We start from the raw sequence: 15,453 nt of genomic DNA, 5'->3' as shown, positions 1-15,453 counted from the left end.
CCCGCAGGAACTCCGCGGCGTTCCGGTACCCATCATCCAAGAGACCGGCAGCGGAACTTTCAGCCTCCGCACCCAACACGGCACCAGCACTACCCTCCGCACCCACCACGGCACCAGCACTACCCTCCGCACCCAACACCACAGTGGCAGTCGGGTCGACTACACCCGCACCTGTGTCGGTCACACCCGGTTCAGTCCACCCGGTCCGCCACTCCGGCGCTGTAGCCGCCGACCCCCGCCGCGCCATCTGCGCCATCTGCGCCTCGCTCCGGGTCCGTTCCACCGCCTGCGCCGCGAGAACCTGCAGATACTCCAGAGACCGGGACATATCCTCAACCCGGCTGGCGAAATCCGCCGCCTCCACAAAACCAAACAGCCCGGCCTCATCAACAGCACAGGCCCGTACCTCGTCGATTGCAGCCGCCCCCACATCAAGGGCCTCACCCAACCCGGGCCCACCAGCGCGCAAACCGCTTACGGGTCCAAAAGCCAAGGACGGCCCAGCCGGAGCGTCCGAGCCCGGCCTCCCAGATCCCGGACCTCCAGCGGCCGATGTCCCCGCCCCAGCGACCACCGATGTCTCCGCCGGGTGCCCGGCGTCCGCTCCGCCGTCCGCAGCGGTGACTGTTGCGGGAACCGCGGACTGGCCGGTCGAATCCACCCCGGGAAGGAGCCCGGCCCTTAGCGGATCGTCCGCGAGGGTGGTGACCGCCGTCGGGCCCTCAACGAATGCAGTGGCGGGCTGGACCGGCAACGACATGGCCGTCCCGGCGGAGGGGGCAGCGAGCAGGAGACCAGCATCGGCAACATCCGCCCGCCGCTCCAACACCCACCCTGCGCTCTCCATACGAAAACCCTGTCACGACAGCCCCACCACCATCAGCCCCGGATTCACCTATGTGGAAAACAGCCTAGGTTCTGCCGTCACTTCGGTGTCGGCAACAACGCGGTCCTTCATCTGGTCGCCCTGCCCGCTGGCGTCCTGCGCGCATCTGACTCGATGTTTCCAGCGGTTTGGAGAAGCTGCAACGCCTCCGCCCCCGGGGTTCCAGGGTCTGCGGCATACATGAGGACGCGGTGCCCTGACTCGTCGGGCGGTGTGAGTACTTCGAAGTTCAACTCCAGGTAGCCCACCTCCGGGTGATGCATGTATTTCAGCCCGGACATGCAGTTCTCCACCGGGTGCTTTGCCCACAATTTCGCGAAGTCCTGGCTCTTCAACGTGAGCTCCCCAACCAAGGAAGCCAACTCCTGATCGTCGGCCGATTTGCCTGCCACCAGGCGCAGGGACGCGACAGCCCGCCTGGCCTCCTCCGGCCAGCGCGCATAGAGCTCGCGCGTGTGCTCGTCAAGGAACAGCATTCGGGTCATGTTGGGACGGGTAGAGGGCCTCTCCGGAGCTGTGTAATCCAGGTGTCCGGCAACGAGCCGGTGCCCGAGCGCATTCCACGCCAGTACGTCGCTGCGACGGCCCAGGACCACGGCTGGAGTGCTGGTCATGGACTGGATCAGCCGCAACGTTCCGGGGCGCGCGTTGTCTGGTTTGGCAGGGACGCGCCGCCTGCCCTTTCCGGGGCGCGCAAGGTCGAAGAGGTGGGGCCGTTCGTCGTCGTCCAGGTTCAAGGCGCGGGCAATGGCGTTGATGACGGATTCGGAGGCATTGGTGCTGAGGCCCTGCTCCAGCCGCGTGTAGTACGTGGTGCTGACGCCGGCCAGCATGGCGAGTTCCTCCCGGCGGAGGCCCGGGACGCGGCGGATACCGTAGTTCAGCACTCCGACGTCTTCCGGCTGCAGAGCGGCGCGACGAACGCGAAGGAACTCCCCAAGTTCACTGTGTGTATCCATTCGCCCATTGTTCCGTGACGTGCCGGCATTGTCCTGTCACTGCCAGTGATAGGCACGGCAGGGTGTGGTTGACACGTACCAAGCCGTCCACGATGAACTCATGCCAGCAACTAACGAACTCACCAGCAAGTCATCAGCACATGGCATGACCACCAGGCAGCACCTGGCACTGGTCGTCCTGCTGACCGCAAGCTTCACCCTCGCCGTCGACTTCTCCATCCTCAACGTTGCTCTGCCAACCATTGGCGCGGACGTGGGCTTTTCCTTGGATAACCTCCAATGGATCGCCACTGCCTTTGCCCTGTGCGCCGCCGGTCTTACGCTCCTGTTCGGTCGGGTGGCTGACGTTGCCGGCCGCCGGAAGCTGTTCTTGATCGGCATGGCACTGCTCGGCGGGGCATCACTGGCCGGCGGGATGGCCACCGAACCGGCGCTGTTGCTGACCGCGCGGATCGGGCAGGGTGTTGCCACGGCCATGGTAGTGCCGGCAGCACTTTCGCTGCTGCTCAGCTCTTTTCCCGAAGGCCCACTTCGGGATAGGGCACTCGGGCTGAACGGCTCCTTGATGGCCGCCGGATTCACCACCGGCGCCATCCTTGGCGGGCTGCTGACCGATCTCCTCAGTTGGCGTTGGGCGTTCTTCATCAACGTACCCGTCGCAGTTGCCGTTCTCCTGGTTGCGCCTGTGGTGCTGTCCGAAAGCAAGCCGAACATCAAGCGTCGACTCGACATACCTGGAGCCATCACGGTCACCCTGGGCCTTCTTGCCCTGATTTTCGGCCTTACCCGGGCGGCAGAACATTCATGGGCCGATTCCCTGACGCTCGGCGCGCTTGCGGCCGCCGTCGTCCTCTTTGCCATCTTCGCTGCGGTTGAAAGCCGCGCCCAGCACCCGTTGGTCCCCCTCGGAGTCCTGAAGCGTTCGAGCGTAGCGTGGGGCAATATCGCCGGGGTTCTTGCGTTCGTCACCGAGACGTCGCTGGTGTTCCTGCTGACCCTTTACCTTCAGCAGGTCCTCGGCTATACGCCGCTGGGTGCCGGACTTTCTTTCGCCGTCCTCGGTTTGGGCACGGTTCTGGGCGGCGTCCTCGGGCCAAAAGTGATCGCGAAGGTGGGCAACAAGAAGGCAATCGTTTACGGGTTTGTAGTGCAGGCCGCTGCTACTGGCGTCTTGGTCCTGCTCAGCGCAGAACCCGCTTCCATCGGCTTGTTGTTGGTGGCGACGTTTGTTGGGGGCGTCGCAAACCTCGTGGTCATCGTCGGCTTCATGGTCACGGCCACCTCCGGCTTGCCCGACACCGAGCAGGGAATGGCGACCGGACTGGCCACCATGAGCCAGCAGATCGGCATCACCATGGGGATCCCCGTGATGAGTGCGGTGTTCACTGCCCAGTTGCTGGCGGTCGGAGCCAGCGATGCGACCGCCGTGCTGAGCGGCGTCACGGTAGCGATCACCGTCAACGCAGTTCTTTGCCTCGCAGCGGCATTGGCCGTGGCATTGTTCCTCAACGGGAAGGCGTCACCAGCCGCGGGCTGAAGCCGGGCGCCGGCGGCGAAAGCGTACGACGGCGGCAGGTCGCCGTCGTGCGCTTGTTGCGTTGGGTGCGGCTTGCTGCGGCTGTGGTTACGGCCGTTGGGACGCCGCTGCGGAAGGTTCGAGGTCCGCGAGGGTGAGCAGGTGCACGGGGTCGGCAGGGAAAGGCACTGTGGACGTCACGGCCAAGTCCGGGCCGACGTGAACCAGTTCGCCGGAGGCCATGGGGCGCCAGTCCGGGTTGTGATCCATGGGCTCGGTCGCAAAGAGGACGTGCGGGGATCGGGCAAGCTCTGTACTGCGGGAATGGATTCGCCTGCTTCGGGCGTCTAGTGGCGCGGGCGGATCCGGAGCAGCGGCGGGATCCCTTTCCAGCACATACAAGGGGTGGGTTGCCGGGTACCTGAGCGCCCATAGTTCGGTCGCCGTGGACAGGATGAAGTTCAGGCTGAAGACAGGCAGTTCGCGGGCAATCCAGCTGATCGCCCGGGTGATGCCTGCTCCGATGTCCCCGCCCGACCTGCGGGTTTCAGCAGTGATCAGCGCGAAAAGGCGTTCGCTGTCCGACTGCCCCAGCACCAAATCCATGACCCCGAGCTCGGTAAGGCGGCGGTCGAGTTCATCCAGGCCGGGGAGTACGCCATTGTGCGCCAACAGGCGTCCATCCTGTTCGAACGGATGAGTGTTGGCCAGGGTGAGCGCGCCGGTGCTGGCGTATCGGACGTGCGCCAGGAACGTGGTGCTCTTCAGGTCTCGAGCTTCACGGGCGAAGGCGTGATCCTCCCATGCGGCGAGGGGTTGCTTGGCCACATGGGGTTTTCCGTCCGCCCCGAACGTGCCTATGCCCGCTCCGTCAGGTTCCCGGCGGCTCTGCACGGAGAGGCTGTCCGGAGCGTCCAGCAGCCAGAAGGTGGCACGGACGGGCCGGGGACCGGCATGCAGTCCAAAGAGACGGCACATGGCAACTCCTCCAAGGGTTAGTGGTGGAAGCCCTGTGCCTGCTTGTCCGCGGGCATGGGTGCTGTAAGGCTGTCGAGGTAGTCCACTTCCTTCTTGAGGTCAGCCAGGAAGCTGGAGGCGAGGTCGCGCGTGAAGCCGTTGCGGACCACGATCCTTTGGACCGTGACGTCGCTCAACCCTTCAGGCAGGGGGTAGGCAGGAACCAGCCAGCCGTTCATTCGCAGGCGCTCGGACAAGTGGTGGAGGTTCCAATGTTCGGTGTGCCCGTCGTTGAGCTGCCAGGCGAAAACCGGGATGTCGGAACCGTCGCTCCAGAGGGTGAAGGCTCCCATGGCTCCGATCTCGGTGGAAAGATACAGCGCAACGTCACGGGACGTGGCTTGGACGGACCGGTATCCTGCAAAGCCCAGCCTGAGGAAGAGGTAGTACTGCAGCAACACTTGGGCGCCGGGTCGCGAGAAGTTAAGGGCAAAAGTGGGCATGTCCCCGCCGAGGTAGCTGACGTGGAAGATCAGGTCCTCAGGGAGTGCCGCTGCGTCCCTCCACACCACCCAGCCGAGCCCGGGATAAACCAGCCCGTACTTATGGCCGGAGGTGTTGATGGAGGCCACCCGCTGGAGACGGAAATCCCATACAGTCTCCGGTTGCAGGAACGGAGCCACCATCGCTCCGGAAGCGCCGTCAACATGGATGGGAATGTCCAGGCCACGGCGTGCCTGGATGTCGTCCAAGGCTTCGGAAATGAGCTGAACGGGCTCGTAGACGCCGGTATACGTGACGCCCATGATCGCGACGACGCCGATGGTGTTCTCGTCCACGTACTGGTCCAGGTCATGGCCGTCCAGCATGGGGTGTTCAGCTGATACCGGAACGAAGCGGGCCTCCACATCCCAGTAGTTGCAGAACTTCTCCCAGCACACTTGGACGGCCGAGCTGAGGATGAGGTTGGGCTTATCAGTGGACTTGCCCTCGGCACGCCGGGCATGCTGCCATCGACGCTTCAGCGCCAGGCCGCCCAGCATGCAAGCCTCCGAAGATCCGATCGTGGACGTGCCGATGCTCTTTTCGGCATCCGGAGCGTTCCAGAGGTCCGCGAGCATCCGCCAGCACCGGGTTTCGATGAGCGCCGTTTGCGGGTACTCGTCCTTGTCGATCATGTTCTTGTCGAACGTCTCGGCGTACAACGTGGCCGCTTCTGGTTCCATCCACGTCCCCACGAAGGTCGCGAGGTTCAGCCGGGAATTCCCATCCAGCATCGCTTCATCATGGACAACTTGATATGCGGTGGACGGCAGGGCCTCGCCCTCGGGAAGGGTGAACCGGGGAAAGAGGGTGGATTCTCCCGGCCTGCTGAACAACGGGTTCAGCTCCACTGCCGTGTTGGGTTGGTGCTGTGACGTTCGGTGGGACCTGCTCATGGGCCAGCTCCTTTGCAATCGTCCGCTCGCTGCGGGGGCAACCTGTCTGCCGTTCACGCTACCCGGGCCGGGGAGCACACCCAAGCTCTTCCGCCGGGCTGATGGCACAGCAAAACGCCCGACGGCGGTAGTCGCCGTCGGGCAGTTTTGTTTACGTTTGCGGGCGGTGCGGAAGCCTAGTCCGGAATCTCCATCTGGAATCCGCACTCATCGCAATGCAGCACGCGAGTGTTGAGGTAGGCCTCAAGTTCAGGATCAACGTTTCGGCTCGAGAAACCAGCGGTCAGCAAGCTCCGTTTGCCGGCGCCCGTGTGCATGGGGACTCCACAGTGAAGGTAGTGCTTTCCGAACTGCAGGAGTCCGGGGAGTTTCGCTGAAGTGTTCAGGACCTCCGCAACGTCTGCCACGGTTGCTGCGTGCTCGCGGAAGGAACCGCAATTCCTGCAGTTGTAGCCAACCTCGACGAGTCCGGCCGAGAGGTCGGAGTGGGCATCGATGGTGTCAACCATGAGGTGTTGGCTGGTGCCGCATTGTTCGCAGCGGGGCTGGGACGCCGAGGAAGACGTCAAGGAAGAGGAGGAAAAAGTGGGGTGTGCTGACTGAGCAGACATTGTTGACCCTGCGGTGATGGAGAGTGGATACCTTTGTCACAAGTATGGTTTCTCCACTCCTGAGAGTAAGTGCGCGGGTGCCGTCCTGGCAAGCGGCTGAATCACCTCGCAGGAATTGCCGCTACCGCAAATGCATGGGCGATGGGACGATTTTCATATGGGCGAACAAGAGTATGGCCAGCCCGCCGCGCCGCCAGGCGCAGCGTCAGAGGACAGGGGAGACCCCACAACACAGCAGATGCGGACCATCGGCCAGCGGAGGCGTGAAGCCGAGCGGAAACTGGACCTGCACTTGGAGGAAGCAAGCCATAAGGGCGAACCGTCCGCTACCGAAGGCGAGGATCATCCCGAAGGGTAGAGCCGCTCGCGTTCCCGGGATGCTTGGGGTGGACCAGTGGGGTGTCACTGCTGTGGGCTTCGCCGTGATGGAGCTGCAAGGCGCTGTGGATGAGCGGAAAGTGGCTGAAAGCCTGCGGGGTATTGCCGAGCTGCCGCTGTGCACGCGGATCCCATTCTTCGCTGAGCAGGCCAACATCGTTCCGCAGCGTCAGTAGGCGCTCGAAGAGTTCGGTGGCCTCGACCTTGCGGCCAATACCCAACAATGCGTCCACCAGCCAGAACGAACATGCAAGGAACACGCCTTCGCTGCCTGGCAGTCCGTCATGGCCTGCCTCGGTGCGGTATCGCAGCACAAAGCCGTCGTCCGTGAGCTCCTTCTGGATGGCATCCACCAACCCGGCGACCCGGGGGTGGCGGTGGGGAAGAAAGCCAACGCGGGGTATCAGGAGCAGGCTCGCGTCGAGTTCCTTGCTCCCGTAGGACTGCACGAAAGTGTTGCGTTCCTCGTCGAAGCCCTTGGCCATGACGTCGGCGTGGATCTCGCTCCGGAGCGCTGCCCAGCGGTCGTGCGGACCGGGCAGTCCTGAGGTCCGGACGGCCTTGACCATGCGGTCGGCTGCAACCCACGCCATCACTTTGGAGTGGGTGAAGTGCTGCCGGGGCCCACGCATTTCCCAGAGCCCGTTGTCCGGTTGGTCCCACGCCCCTTCGAGGTACTCCATCAACGCGACCTGAATGTCCCAGGAATTGTCTACGGTGCCCGGAGGCGAAGCGGCCCGCGTCAGTGAGAGTCCGTCCAGAACCTCACCCCAGACGTCCAGTTGAAGCTGCGGAGCCGCGGCGTTTCCCGTGCGGACCGGCTGTGAACCTTCGTAACCGGACAGCCAGGGGATGTCTGCCTCCGGAAGTCTCCTGGCGCCGTCGAGCCCGTACACAATCTGAAGTTCGGAGGGGTCGCCGGCGATAGCGCGCAGCAGCCATTCCCGCCACGCCGCGGCCTCTTCCGTGTAGCCGGCGGCGAGCAGCGATTGGAGAGTGAGCGTGGCGTCCCGGAGCCAGCAATAGCGGTAATCCCAGTTGCGCGGGCCGCCGATTTGTTCGGGCAGGGATGTGGTGGCGGCGGCCACAATGCCACCTGTAGGCGCATACGTCAGTGCCTTGAGGGTAATCAGGGACCGTTCCACCGGCTCCTTGTACTTCCCTGTCATTTCGCTGCGGCCGATCCATTCCAGCCAGAACGATTCGGTGGCCTCGAGTGCCCGGTGGGGGTCGATCCGCCTCGGCTCGCGCTCATGGCTCGGCGCCCAGCGGAGCACGAAGGGAACCTTGTCGCCCGCACGGACGGTGAAATCGCTGTACGTCCGCCGGTCCCTGCCTTCGAGCGGGGCGTGGGTGGTGAGGTATGCGGAGTCCGGGCCTGCTACTGCGCTGATGCCGTGCTTGCTGTGACGGACCCAGGGCACCACGCGACCGTAATCGAAGCGCAGGACCAGCTCCATGTGCATGTCCACCTCGCCGGACAGGCCTTCGACGATGCGGACCAGGTCCACGGCGTCGTCGCGGACCGGCATGAAGTCGGTGACTCGGACGGAGCCGCCGTCCACCTCCCACTCGGTTTCGAGGATCAGGGTGTCCTCACGATATTGGCGTCGGGTGCAGTTGCCGTCCGCAGGGGTCCCGGCCGGTACCAGGAGCCAGCGGCCGGCGTCGGAAGTGTCCAGCAGCGCGGCGAAGCACGCGGGCGAATCGAATCGGGGCAAGCACATCCAGTCGATGGAACCACTTCGCCCCACCAGGGCCGCCGTGTTCAGGTCCCCGATAATCGCGTAGTCCTCAATCCTGGCCATGGATTCGATCCTAGCCTTCGCCTGCCGCCAAACGGCTGAGGCCATCGAGGATGAGGTCCAGGCCAAAGCCGAATTCGTCGCCAAAGTCGTAGCCGGGTTTGAGGACATGTTCGACGGCGATCTCCACCATGTGCGGATACTCGCCGGTGGCGAAGCGCTCCATGATGGGGTTGGTGATCTCGGCCGCGGTGTCGCGGCCTTCGAACGGCAAGGCTGCTTCCTGGAGGGCGAAGCCGTAGATGTAGCTGTCCAGCAGGGCGTAAGCATGGGCTGTCAGTTGTATGGAGAAGCCCGCCGTCCTCAGGGTAGCGAGGGTTGCCTCGTGGTGCCGAAGGGTTGCAGGACCGGGCGCGGAACGGCTCTCCATCAACCCGACTGCCCAAGGGTGGCGCCTGAGCGCGGCTCGAACTGCCTGAGCCCTCCGGTGCATTTCCTCCCGCCACTCTCCATGGGGGGCGGGCAGGTCGATTTCACTGAAGACCATGTCCACGATGCCATCAAGGATTTCGTCCTTGTTGGCCACGTAGTAGTAGAGCGACATGGGTTTGGTTCCCATGCTCTGGGCGAGCGTGCGGATGGTCAGGGCCGCTATTCCGGACTCGTCGGCAAGCGCGACGGCGCATTCAAGCACCCTTTCCCGGCTGAGTGGAAGGCGCTGGGATGCTGCGGTGGTCACGAGTCTTCCTCTTTCCAAGCTGGCCTCTAGCGGTTTAGTACAGTGTACGGTAGCGTCATTGGTACAACGTACGAAAAAATCGAAACACCCCAATGCAATGAAAGGACCGGCCATGGCAAATGGTCAGCAAGCCAAGGAATCACACCCGTCAGAAGCCCGGCCGGCCTCTGAAACCATGCGGGCGATCGTGCAGGAGGCGTACGGTTCGGCCGATGTCCTGCACCAGGCGCTGATCCCGCGGCCCACCATCAAGGAAAACGAAGTGCTGGTTCGGGTCCATGCCGCAGGGCTGGATCGTGGTACGTGGCACGTCGCCTCGGGCCTGCCATACGCGTTGCGCTTGGCTTACGGATTCAAAGCGCCCAGAAACCCTGTCCCCGGGCTCGATCTCGCCGGCACTGTGGAGGCCGTTGGAGCGAAGGTGACGCGTTTTGCGGTGGGAGACCAGGTCTTCGGGTCAGGCAAGGGTTCTTTCGCCGAGTACGCGTCGGCCCGCGAAAACCAGCTCGCCCACAAACCCGGGAACGTCAGCTTCGAGCAGGCGGCCGTGGTCCCGGTGTCGGCCTGCACGGCGCTGATTGCCTTGCGGGCGGGTGGCATCGACCCCAGCCGAGGTGCCATGCCGCAACCGCTAAAAGTCTTGGTTACCGGCGCATCAGGCGGCGTGGGCAGCTACGCGGTGCAGTTCGCCAAAGCAGCTGGCGCCGAGGTGACCGGCGTGGCCAGTACCACCAAGCTGGACCTTGTCCGTACCCTGGGGGCCGACCACGTCATCGATTACACCGCGCAGGACTTCGATGACGGCGCTGGACAGTATGACGTCATCATCGACATCGCCGGAAACCCCACCATCTCCCAGCTCCGCCGGGCGCTCAGCGCTTCCGGTGCGGCTGTGATAACCGGTGGAGAGGAGGGCGGATCGTGGACCGGAAGCCTGGACCGACAATTCCGGGCTGTGGCGCTCTCGCCGTTCATCCGCCAGCGGCTCACCATGATCGTGGGCACGCAGGGAGCGGAGGACCTTGAATACATCGCGGGACTCCTGGCGGCGGGAACATTGACCCCGGCCATCGACCGGACCTATCCGCTCGCCAGGGTGCCCGATGCCATGCGCTACTTCGACGCCGGCAAGGCCCGCGGCAAGATCGCGATCACCATCTGAGCCGCGCGGCGCCCAACGCAACAAACGCACGACGGCGGCAGGTCGCCGTCGTGCGTCAGGCCTCCATGCGTCAGGCGTCCCTGATGGGGCGGTCAGCGGGTACGGCGTCCGGCGCAGGGGCCGTGGTGATGGGTTCGGCCAGTGGGGGCGGGTTCCTGGCCCCGCCGCGCTGGGACGCGGCGCCGGCGAACACCACAAGGGCGATGCCGATGAACTGGACGATCGATGGCTGCTGGTGCAGCACGATGAGTCCGAGGAGGACGCCGAAAGCCGGTTCCAGGGACATGAGCGTGCCAAAAGCTGTGGAGGTCATGCGGCGCAAGGCCATGAGCTCCAGGATGAACGGAAGAACGGGCATCAGCAGCGCCACTCCAAGGGCAGCCACAAGGATCCCCAGGCTGAGGTGCCCCGCCGCTTGCGGAATTCCCACGATTGCGGCGGTGACGGCGGCCACGGGAACCGTGAGCGAGAGTGCGCCGATACCGGTAAATCGATCGCCGATCCTTTGGGTCAGCAGTATGTAGGCACCCCAACCTGCGGCTGCGATGGTCGCGAACAATACGCCCAACACATCAATCTGCCCGTGCCAGGGTTCGGTCAGCAGGATCACTCCCACCAGTGCCAGCACCGGCCATGCGAGGGCCCGACGATTGCGGCTGCGAACCGCTGCGACGGTCAAGGGGCCGAGGAATTCGATGGCCACGGTGGTGCCGAGAGGAATGCGTTCAATTGCAGCGAGGAACATGATGGTCATCAGGCCGGTGGCAATGCCGAGCCCCAGCAGGGTTGGCACGTCGTGCCTGCGAACGGAACGCAGCGGTGGGCGGGCGATGGCCAGGAAGATGATGGCACCCAGGCTGAGCCTTAACCAGGCAGTTCCTGCCGGACCGACTTCGGAGATGAGGTTCACGGAAAATGCGGAGCTAAGCTGCACCGAGATCATGGCCGCGACCGCGAGTCCCCACGGTGGAACCGGGATGCGGTTACGAGTGGTCATGAACCCGTCTCCTGCCGATGCCCCGAACCCACTCCAGGCTCAAACACTGCCAAGGAGAAGCGGGCGGGTTCGCTGCCGGAGTTGGCATACGAATGCGCGACGTCTCCCGGGAAGGTCAGGGAGTCGCCGACTTCGAGAGTTACAGCCTGGCCCGCCACGTCTACGGTCAGCGACCCCACGTGGACCTGAAGGAGTTCCTTGGTGCCCGCGGCATGGGCTTCGCTCCCGTGGCTATCGCCCGGTCCCAGCGTCCAGTCCCACAGTTCCACCACGTCCGGAGATTCGGTTCCCGCCACCAGGACTCCGCGGCCACCCTGCCCGCTCCTCCACAAGGTGGCACCTTCGCCGCTGCGGACCACCTTGACGGGCTTCGGCCGCGGTGACTCCACCAGGGCGGGAAGTCCGACGCCCAAGGCGTCGCTGATTCTCAGCAACGTGCCGACACTGGGGTTCGCTGCTCCCTGCTCCACGTTGACGATCATTCTCCGGCTCACGCCGGCGGCTTCGGCCAACTGATTAAGGGTCCATCCGCGGTTCTGGCGTTCTTGCTTCACCCGTGCGCCAATGGCCAGGGAGAGCGTGGTGGTGCTTTCATCCATAAGTGCAGCATACTGCACTTGCAGTGCACTGCAATTCGCGATGGGCGCGGAGGCCTAGTCGCGGGGATCGGCGCGTGCTACCACTGACCATAAGAACGAGACCCCCAAGGAGAAACTGTGGCCGAAGACCTTCCTGTCCTTGTTGTCGGTGCCACGGGTTTTCTGGGTGGCCAAGTGGTGGATGAGCTTCTCAAGCGCGGCAAGAAGGTTCGTGCGCTCGTTCGCCCCAAGTCCAAGACCCACAAGCTTGAGGCGAAGGGTGTGGAGATCGCCCGCGGAGACATGTTGGACGCAGCCTCGTTGATCACTGCGATGACCGGCGTATCCGCGGCCATCTCCACGGCCGCCGGCTATACCCGAAATGACAAGAACGCCCACGCGATCGACACCTACGGGAACAGCAATCTTGCGGTGGCGGCCAAGCATGCCGCAGTGCCCCGCTTCGTGTTGATCAGCATCGTCACCAGCGATCAAACTCCGCAGATTCCCCACTTTTGGAACAAGAAGCTCGCGGAGGACAAATTCGAGGAGCTTGGCGTCCCGTTTGTAGCGCTGCGGCCGGGTGCCTTCTTTGACCAAGCGATCGGCATGGGTGGCGATCCCTTCGCGAAGGGTCGCTTTGTGTGGCTCGGATCCAAGAACGCTCGGCTGACGTTCGTCCTGGCCAGTGACGTCGCCGCTTACTTGGCGGAGGCGGTGGATGCGGACATCGTTGAAGGGGAGCGCATCGACATCGGCTGGAGCCGGCCCGTGAGCATTCAGGAAGCTGCGGACTTGGCCGGGCGCAGGTCCGGTAAGCCGATCAAAGTGATGACCATTCCAGCGGGAGCCATTGCCGGACTCGGCAAAGTCACCTCCAAGATCCTTCCTTTGGTGGGTGACATGGCCAGTATGGTGGCATGGTTCGAGACCGGTAAGTACGTTGCCGACACAACCCGCCAGGAGCAGGTCTTCGGGCCGGCGCCGACTCCAGAGGATGCCATCTCCCGGGTAGCCGCTCGCTACGGCCACTGATTGGCGCGCTGCCCCGCTGATCAACACGTCGCTCAATGTCTGGTGGGAGCGGTAGATCGTAAGTATCCTGATCACACAAATCCGGCCGGAGACATTTCCCGCGGGCCGGACCAACATGAGGAGCACGTTATGAGAATCGGTTCTTCCATTGCCCTGATCGCCGTCGGAGCTATTCTGGCTTTCGCGCTCGCCCCTGGACTCATCCCCTTCCTGGACCAGGTTCTGGTGGGCTACATCCTGATGGTGGTGGGCGTCATCGGCCTGATCATCTCCATCGCCATGTCCAACAGGACCCGCCGCACCGTCGTCGAACGGCGCACGGCTCCCGAAACCGTTGTTGAGCGGCGCCCCGAGGTTTAGCAGCCGCAACAAACGCATGAAGCGCACGACGGCGAGTTGTCGCCGTCGTGCGCTTCATGCCTTAAGGGAGGGGCAGGCTAGGCAGAGGTAACCCCGCTGCGCTGTCCCGCCGTGTTGGAGTTGCTCCACTCCGGCGAGCGGAAGTGCGCCCCACCGAACATTGGGAAGGGCAGCAAGCCCTCCTGGTCGCGAAGCTGTGCCCACGGGCGGTTAATGCCGTGTGTTCCGTAGCGTCGGAGTTGGGTAACGCGGTCCAGGTCCAGTACGGCAAAGAGGATCTCTTCCCCGCCCCGAGCATGCTGCATGATGGTGCCCTCGGGGTCCACGATGACGCTTTCACCCACCCCGGAAGGGGATGCGCCGTTGACGTTCACCACATAGACCTGGTTGGCGAAAGCATTGGCTTGGGACATGACGATCTCCATCTTCAGAAGTCGGGGTATCTTCAGAAGTCCGGGGGAGCGGCAGTGGCAAAGGTGCACAAGAAGGAAATTCGACGCCAGGAAATAGTGGCCGCAGCCCAGGCCGTGGCCGCGCGCGATGGCGCGGAGGGCGCCACGCTGCGTGCCATCGCCGCAGAGGCGGGCATGGCCGCCAACGCTGTGCTGTACTACTTCGGCAGCCACGCAGAGATCATTGCGGCTGCCGTGCATGCATCGTCGGACAGGTTCCTGGAAAAGCTCGACGAGGCCATCGACCCCGGCATGGGCCCCACGGCCCGGTTGGCCGCGGTCATCAGCGCGGGAACGACCGCCGGGCTGGACGACGACGTCTCCCGCATTCTCTACGAGTACTGGCCGCACATGCTGCGGGATCCCGAACAACGCCGGATCCAGGAAGAGCTCACCGCCGCCCAGGAACGCGTTTACCGTGACATCATCGACGCCGGAACGCTCTCGGGAGAGTTTTCGCCCGTCTTGGATCCGGCCAGGATTGCCCGCACCCTTGTGGCCCAGGAAGACGGGCTGGTGATGGACGTGTTGGCCGGGAGTGCCAGCAGCGAGTATGTGCTGGACCTGATGGGGAGCCTTGCGGCCGCTCTACTGGGAGTCAAAGAGGAAATCCTGCTGGGGTTGGTCAGCGCCCGGAATGGGTCATCACCCGCGGCGTGACGGCGTAGGCTGCTTCCATGGAGAAGTCATTCGACATCGAACTTGTGAATCAGAACGAGTACCTGGTGCGTTGGGCATCCGAAGGGCAGACCGGGGAATCCCTGGTCCATACCAACCCGGATTTCCTTGCAGAGGCGGGATTGGGCGGCTTCGATGAACAGTCGGTCGTGGAAGAAACCACCAGCTACCTCGCCGAGCACCAGCCCGTGATCGACTTCCCCCAGACTGTTGACCTGGAAGAAATTGCCGCAGCCTACGGCGACTACGCGCAGCAACTCAAGGCACGGCTCGAAGCCAGATAATCGGGCGCCCCGGCCGCCCGATCCTCGAACCGGGAAGCCTATGCCAACGCGCCTGAACTCTCTATTCTCGTGACAAGGGCGTTTGGGAGCATGGCGTGCGGGGAGCTTGGGGGTGGCACATGGGCACACAGGTCAATACTCCGCCTGCTGACAACTACGCCGCCTTCATCTTGAGGCTGGAGGCGGCTGCTTCGAACCTGGGCAAGCGCGCGAAAGCCGTGGATAAGGCAGTCTCTTCCGTCTCTCTGCTCTTGGAGAAGTACCAAGTGGCATTGCTGGGATGGGAGCGTCGGCGTGCCCGTGTCAGCGAAGAGCTGGACCGGTACTCGGGCGAACCGCAGACGTACGCCACCCTGGCGGAACTCCACGACACGGCAGTCAAGATGGTGTCGACGCGCCGTACCCAGGCACTCCGGATCGCGGAAAAGCTGCGGCGCTTGCAAGCGCAACGAGAGGCCGTGGGTCAGTCGCTGCGCGAACTCGAGGCCAGCAGGGCAAAGCTGACGTCGGCACGGCGTTTGTCACGCGACCGGGAAAACCTGAACAGGGTCATCTACCAACTCGCTGGCCCACGATCCGGCCCAACCACCCCGGACCCGGGTCTGCGAAATGATCTGCGGGAAGCACGCCAGGCAGTCATCCTGGCCGAAGCGCTCATGGAAGTGAAGGGAACCTGA

17 protein-coding genes and 1 pseudogene are annotated in these 15,453 nt (G+C 63.9%); 8 read left to right on the top strand and 10 right to left on the bottom strand.

The genetic code is table 11. From position 1 onward, the window contains the following. Positions 1-847 (bottom strand): annotated as a pseudogene (locus FQP90_RS23460) (hypothetical protein); the annotation flags it as partial. Between the two features lie 107 nt (positions 848-954). Further along, positions 955-1,845: a helix-turn-helix transcriptional regulator gene (locus tag FQP90_RS17640; protein ID WP_144652370.1), complete on the bottom strand. Its 891-nt coding sequence runs from the start codon at positions 1,843-1,845 to the stop codon at positions 955-957. Positions 1,846-1,990: 145 nt separating this feature from the next. On the opposite strand from FQP90_RS17640, the gene FQP90_RS17635 reads away from it, so the two are divergent. Next, positions 1,991-3,382 (top strand): MFS transporter, encoded by a 1,392-nt coding sequence (locus FQP90_RS17635; RefSeq protein WP_144652379.1) that lies wholly within the window; start codon positions 1,991-1,993, stop codon positions 3,380-3,382. An 87-nt stretch (positions 3,383-3,469) separates the two neighbouring features. Here FQP90_RS17635 and FQP90_RS17630 read toward each other — a convergent pair whose 3' ends face one another. The 3 genes from FQP90_RS17630 to FQP90_RS17620 all read right to left on the bottom strand — a co-directional run bounded on the left by FQP90_RS17630 (position 3,470) and on the right by FQP90_RS17620 (position 6,266). Further along, the gene (locus tag FQP90_RS17630; RefSeq protein ID WP_144652369.1) at positions 3,470-4,339 is read right to left on the bottom strand and encodes a class II glutamine amidotransferase; all 870 of its coding nucleotides are present in this window, start codon (positions 4,337-4,339) and stop codon (positions 3,470-3,472) included. Between the two features lie 17 nt (positions 4,340-4,356). Further along, entirely contained in the window at positions 4,357-5,757 is a 1,401-nt protein-coding gene (locus tag FQP90_RS17625; RefSeq protein ID WP_144652368.1) for a glutamate decarboxylase, read from the bottom strand. Between the two features lie 176 nt (positions 5,758-5,933). Further along, a complete protein-coding gene (locus FQP90_RS17620; RefSeq protein ID WP_144652367.1) occupies positions 5,934-6,266 on the bottom strand; it encodes a hypothetical protein in 333 nt (110 codons plus the stop codon). A 259-nt stretch (positions 6,267-6,525) separates the two neighbouring features. Between FQP90_RS17620 and FQP90_RS17615 the strand changes: the two genes are divergently transcribed. After that, on the top strand, positions 6,526-6,726 hold the full coding sequence (locus FQP90_RS17615; protein WP_144652366.1) for a hypothetical protein: 201 nt from the start codon (positions 6,526-6,528) through the stop codon (positions 6,724-6,726). Here FQP90_RS17615 and FQP90_RS17610 read toward each other — a convergent pair. Both FQP90_RS17610 and FQP90_RS17605 read right to left on the bottom strand, forming a co-directional pair. Beyond that, positions 6,695-8,554 (bottom strand): glycoside hydrolase family 15 protein, encoded by a 1,860-nt coding sequence (locus FQP90_RS17610; RefSeq protein ID WP_144652365.1) that lies wholly within the window; start codon positions 8,552-8,554, stop codon positions 6,695-6,697. The two genes, FQP90_RS17615 and FQP90_RS17610, sit on opposite strands and share 32 nt — an antisense overlap. A 10-nt stretch (positions 8,555-8,564) precedes the next feature. Beyond that, positions 8,565-9,230 (bottom strand): TetR/AcrR family transcriptional regulator, encoded by a 666-nt coding sequence (locus FQP90_RS17605; protein ID WP_144652364.1) that lies wholly within the window; start codon positions 9,228-9,230, stop codon positions 8,565-8,567. 112 nt (positions 9,231-9,342) lie between these two features. Here FQP90_RS17605 and FQP90_RS17600 point away from each other — a divergent pair, with 112 nt between their 5' ends. Continuing rightward, the gene (locus FQP90_RS17600; RefSeq protein ID WP_144652363.1) at positions 9,343-10,392 is read left to right on the top strand and encodes an NAD(P)-dependent alcohol dehydrogenase; all 1,050 of its coding nucleotides are present in this window, start codon (positions 9,343-9,345) and stop codon (positions 10,390-10,392) included. Positions 10,393-10,462: 70 nt separating this feature from the next. Here FQP90_RS17600 and FQP90_RS17595 read toward each other — a convergent pair whose 3' ends face one another. Both FQP90_RS17595 and FQP90_RS17590 read right to left on the bottom strand, forming a co-directional pair. Beyond that, a complete protein-coding gene (locus FQP90_RS17595; RefSeq protein WP_144652362.1) occupies positions 10,463-11,389 on the bottom strand; it encodes an EamA family transporter in 927 nt (308 codons plus the stop codon). Then, on the bottom strand, positions 11,386-11,988 hold the full coding sequence (locus FQP90_RS17590) for a helix-turn-helix domain-containing protein (RefSeq protein WP_144652361.1): 603 nt from the start codon (positions 11,986-11,988) through the stop codon (positions 11,386-11,388). Before FQP90_RS17590 ends, FQP90_RS17595 begins: the two co-directional genes overlap by 4 nt. Before the next feature lie 117 nt (positions 11,989-12,105). On the opposite strand from FQP90_RS17590, the gene FQP90_RS17585 reads away from it, so the two are divergent. After that, positions 12,106-13,002, top strand: coding sequence for an SDR family oxidoreductase (locus tag FQP90_RS17585; protein WP_144652360.1), 897 nt, complete (start codon positions 12,106-12,108; stop codon positions 13,000-13,002). Positions 13,003-13,131: 129 nt separating this feature from the next. After that, positions 13,132-13,362, top strand: coding sequence for a DUF6458 family protein (locus tag FQP90_RS17580; RefSeq protein ID WP_144652359.1), 231 nt, complete (start codon positions 13,132-13,134; stop codon positions 13,360-13,362). 77 nt (positions 13,363-13,439) lie between these two features. Here FQP90_RS17580 and FQP90_RS17575 read toward each other — a convergent pair whose 3' ends face one another. Continuing rightward, the gene (locus tag FQP90_RS17575) at positions 13,440-13,775 is read right to left on the bottom strand and encodes a nitrilase-related carbon-nitrogen hydrolase (RefSeq protein ID WP_244296826.1); all 336 of its coding nucleotides are present in this window, start codon (positions 13,773-13,775) and stop codon (positions 13,440-13,442) included. Between the two features lie 54 nt (positions 13,776-13,829). Here FQP90_RS17575 and FQP90_RS17570 point away from each other — a divergent pair, with 54 nt between their 5' ends. The 3 genes from FQP90_RS17570 (at position 13,830) to FQP90_RS17560 (ending at position 15,453) form a co-directional block, all read left to right on the top strand. Next, positions 13,830-14,474 (top strand): TetR family transcriptional regulator, encoded by a 645-nt coding sequence (locus FQP90_RS17570; protein WP_144652358.1) that lies wholly within the window; start codon positions 13,830-13,832, stop codon positions 14,472-14,474. 17 nt (positions 14,475-14,491) lie between these two features. Then, positions 14,492-14,776 (top strand): hypothetical protein, encoded by a 285-nt coding sequence (locus FQP90_RS17565; protein ID WP_144652357.1) that lies wholly within the window; start codon positions 14,492-14,494, stop codon positions 14,774-14,776. A gap of 119 nt (positions 14,777-14,895) precedes the next feature. Continuing rightward, on the top strand, positions 14,896-15,453 hold the full coding sequence (locus tag FQP90_RS17560; protein WP_144652356.1) for a hypothetical protein: 558 nt from the start codon (positions 14,896-14,898) through the stop codon (positions 15,451-15,453).

Source organism: Paenarthrobacter nitroguajacolicus (genome assembly GCF_007786235.1).
Lineage (GTDB): Bacteria > Actinomycetota > Actinomycetes > Actinomycetales > Micrococcaceae > Arthrobacter > Arthrobacter nitroguajacolicus_A.
Note: the sequence above shows the minus strand (reverse complement) of the source record. Positions and strands in the feature narration are given on the sequence as shown.